We start from the raw sequence: 3,580 nt of genomic DNA on the forward strand, positions 1-3,580 counted from the left end.
AGGGACGTCTTCTCGAGGGCGTCGATCAGCTTGTCACTCTCGGTCGATCCCGCCCGCTTGATGGCATCGGCCAGCACCAGGATGCAGTCGTACCCCTCCAGACCGACATACGTGGGAGGCCGACCGTACCTGGCCTTGTACTTGTTCACGAAGGGCTCCGTCAGTTCCGAGAACTTCGCTTTCGGATGGTAGAGGGCCTGCCACACCAGGTACTGCCCCGCCTGACCGACGGTTTCCCAGATCTCCGGATACGCGGCGTCGGCGCCGCCCGCGAAGATGAGCGAGTTCGCGGTGGGCGCCAGCCCGATCTCTTTCGCCTGCTTGGTGACCAGGTAGCACGCCACGCCGGTGGTCATGTTGATGAGCAGGTCCGGTTTAAAAGGTTTCAGTTGCAGGAGTTGGGGAGTGAAGTCCTTGGCCGTGCGGTCAATCACCATACTCTTGTACTGGAGCCCCATCTCCTTGAAGGCCGGTTCGAGCAACTTGATGTTGCCGATCCCCCAGTCGCTGTCCTCCGCCACGATCGCGGGGCGCTGGAATCCCATCGCCTTCACGAACTCGACGATCTTCTGGGTGAACATGGTGTTGTTCACCGTCACCCGGAATACGTTGCGGTAACCCTTTGCCGTGAGAGTATCCGACCAGGCCTCGGCGATTATGAAGGGGACGTTGTTTCGCTTGGCGACTTCCATTTCCGCAAGGGCGGCGGAGCTGTGCCCTTCTCCTGCCACCGCCACCACCTGATCCTTGGTTATGAGCTTCTCCATGGCGGCCTGGCCCTTTTCCGGCGTCCCCTGGGAATCCTCGAACGTAAGCTCAAGCTTCTTCCCCAGGACTCCGCCCGCCTCGTTGATCTCCTCGATCGCCAGGGTCATGGCATTCTTCAGCTCTTCTCCCAGGGCCGGTGTACCCGGCGGAGAGAGGGGACCAATCCCTCCGATCTTGATGGTTTCTGGAGCAGGCGTCTTCTGCTCCTGAGAAGCAGCAGGCTGCCTGCACCCGCCGGCCGCCACCAGCAACACCAGCACAAGCAGCAACGCGCTGACCGCCCTCAAACTCTTCATTCGCTTGCACCTCCTCAGATCTTGAGGCTAACGGCCCAGGTAGGCACGCCGGACGGTAGGATCGTCGAGGAGATCCTTCGCCGTGCCCTGCAGTACGATTGACCCGGTCTCCAGGACGTAAGCCCGGTCGGCTATCTCCAGTGCCCGCGCGGCATTCTGCTCCACGAGCAGGATGGTGGTGCCCTCCCGGTGCAAACCCACGATGATGTCGAACACTTCGTCCACCACTTTCGGCGCCAGCCCCATGCTGGGTTCATCCAGCAGCAGCAACGAAGGCCGTGACATGAGAGCTCGAGCCATGGCCAGCATTTGCTGCTCGCCTCCCGAGAGAGACCCTGCCAGTTGACCCTTCCGCTCGGCCAGCCGTGGGAACCGGTCCAGCATCTGGGCCAGCAACCGCTGACGCTCGCCCGCTTCCTTCACCAGGTAACCACCGATCAACAGGTTTTCCCACACGGTGAGCTCGGGGAAAACCCTCCTGCCTTCGAAGACCATTGAGACCCCTTTGCGCACGACCTCAACCGTGGACCGCCGGGTGATGTCCTCACCACGGAACGTAACCCTGCCGCCCTGAGGCCTCAGCAGGCCCACGATGCAGCGCAGGGTCGTGGTCTTGCCCGCCCCGTTGGCCCCCAGGAGAGCGACGACCTCCCCGTCCCTGACCTCCAGAGAAACGTCCCTGAGGGCCGGTATCGAACCATACGAGGCCGTAACCCGATCCAGATTCAGCATTTCCGCTCCCCCAAATACGCCTTTATGACTCGTTCGTCGCTGGTCACCCGGTCGGGAGTTCCCTCGGCGATCACCTCCCCAAAGTCCATCACTGTGATCCAGTCGGAGACGTCCATCACCACACGCATGTTGTGCTCGACCAGCATCACGGTGCGTCCCGCCTCCCGGATGCGGGCGATGGTCTGCATTATGGCAGCCGCCTCCGTCGGGTTCATGCCCGCGGTCGGCTCGTCGAGGAGGAGCACACGGGGGCCCCACGCCAGAGCCCGTGCCATCTCCAGCCTCTTCTGTTCGCCGTATGACAGGTTCCGCGCCAGGGTCCCTGCGCTGGGCGCCAACCCGACCAGCTCCAGGGCCGCTTCAACCTCCCTCCGCAACTTCCTGTCCACGGGCGGGCGCAGGGCGCTGCGTACGACACTTACCCCGGAATGGGCGTACAGCCCCACGAGGACGTTCTCTTCAGCCGTGAGATCCCGGAAGACGCGGATGGTCTGGAACGTACGCCCGATGCCCGCCCTCGACACCATGTGCGCGGGAAGGCCCGTCAGCTCCCGGCCTTCCAGCCGAATGCGGCCGGCGTCAGGTTTCAGCAACCCCGAGATCAAGTTGAAGACGGTGGTCTTGCCGGCCCCGTTCGGCCCGATCAGGGCATGGACCGTACGTTGATTGACCCGGCAGTTGAAGGCGCGCACGGCCTTGAGACCGCCAAAACTCTTCGTCAGTCCTTCGACAACAAGCAGCGGCTCCACCCTCAACCCCTCCACCCGGTCAGCGATCGGTCCCGAGGGACTCGCCCCCCAATCTCCTGGAAACCTCATCAGCTGCTCGCCGCACGGCAGCCGCAAGCTCCACGGCCCTCTCAGGGTTCAGCCGCGTGCTGGGCCCGGTGATACTCACCGACGCTACCACCCGGCCCTCGGGGCCGAAGACCGGAGCCCCGAGGGCGGCTATGCCCGGCTCAACCTCTCCCGCCGAATAGGCGTATCCCTGCAGCCGGATAGCATTGAGCTGCAACTCGAGTTCCTCGGGGCTGCGGGGTGTACGGTCGGTGTAGATCTCCCAGGAAACCCGCCCCAGAAGATCTTCCAGTTCGTCCTCAGGGAGCCATGCGATAAGAGGTTTGTTAGACCCGCCGGCGTAGAGCGGCCCCGGGTGACCCAACTCCGCCGTGACCCGTACGCTGTGCGGGCTTTCCACTTTCTCCACGCAAACGCTGTGGAGTCCCCGTCGGATATGAAGAAGCGACGTCTCGCCCGTCACATCCACCAGCCATCCCAGCCACGGGAGCGCCACGCGCCTGATGTCCAGGCGGGCCACAGCCTTCATGCCCATCAGGAGGATCGACCACCCCACCCGATAACGCCGCGTGCCAGGATCCTGCTCCGCAAACCCGTGCGTGCTCAACGTGGCCAATACCTTGTACACGTGGCTCGGGGCTATGCCCAGGTGCTCGGCGAGTTCGCTTACCGACCAGTCGCCGCTGCCGGATGCCAGCGCAGCGAGAACTCTCAGGGCCGTGTCGACAGCCCGGAGGGTCGGGGTCCGACGGATCGGTGACGAGGAATGGACCACTTCATTTCCCACCCGGAACGCGGGTTTCTTCCAAGGAAAACGTATTCGATGCCAACGCCGAAATTCCTCCTTAGCCCCGCCGGTACTCCGATACCCCCACCCGGGGCCACACGCCGCACCCAGAGTCGGCGTTCTCCTCGCGCGGCGCAGTCGGCACTGTAATCACCAAAGGCAACGGGATGGCTCATGGTCGGAGCCGTTGTCAGGTTCAA

General features: G+C 63.5%; 4 protein-coding genes. All 4 read right to left on the reverse strand.

Going from position 1 to position 3,580, the window contains the following annotated elements; translation table 11 throughout:
- Positions 1-1,064: ABC transporter substrate-binding protein (locus AB1609_18170; GenBank protein ID MEW6048373.1), on the reverse strand; the 1,064-nt coding region annotated here is incomplete at its 3' end.
- A 27-nt stretch (positions 1,065-1,091) separates the two neighbouring features.
- Positions 1,092-1,796, reverse strand: coding sequence for an ABC transporter ATP-binding protein (locus AB1609_18175; protein ID MEW6048374.1), 705 nt, complete (start codon positions 1,794-1,796; stop codon positions 1,092-1,094).
- Positions 1,790-2,545 (reverse strand): ABC transporter ATP-binding protein, encoded by a 756-nt coding sequence (locus tag AB1609_18180; GenBank protein MEW6048375.1) that lies wholly within the window; start codon positions 2,543-2,545, stop codon positions 1,790-1,792. The genes AB1609_18175 and AB1609_18180 overlap by 7 nt, the downstream gene beginning before the upstream one ends.
- Before the next feature lie 19 nt (positions 2,546-2,564).
- Positions 2,565-3,380: an IclR family transcriptional regulator gene (locus tag AB1609_18185; GenBank protein MEW6048376.1), complete on the reverse strand. Its 816-nt coding sequence runs from the start codon at positions 3,378-3,380 to the stop codon at positions 2,565-2,567.
- Between the last annotated feature and the right edge of the window lie 200 nt (positions 3,381-3,580).

This window comes from Bacillota bacterium (assembly GCA_040754675.1).
In the GTDB taxonomy this organism is placed as follows: Bacteria; Bacillota; Limnochordia; order Limnochordales; family Geochordaceae; genus Geochorda.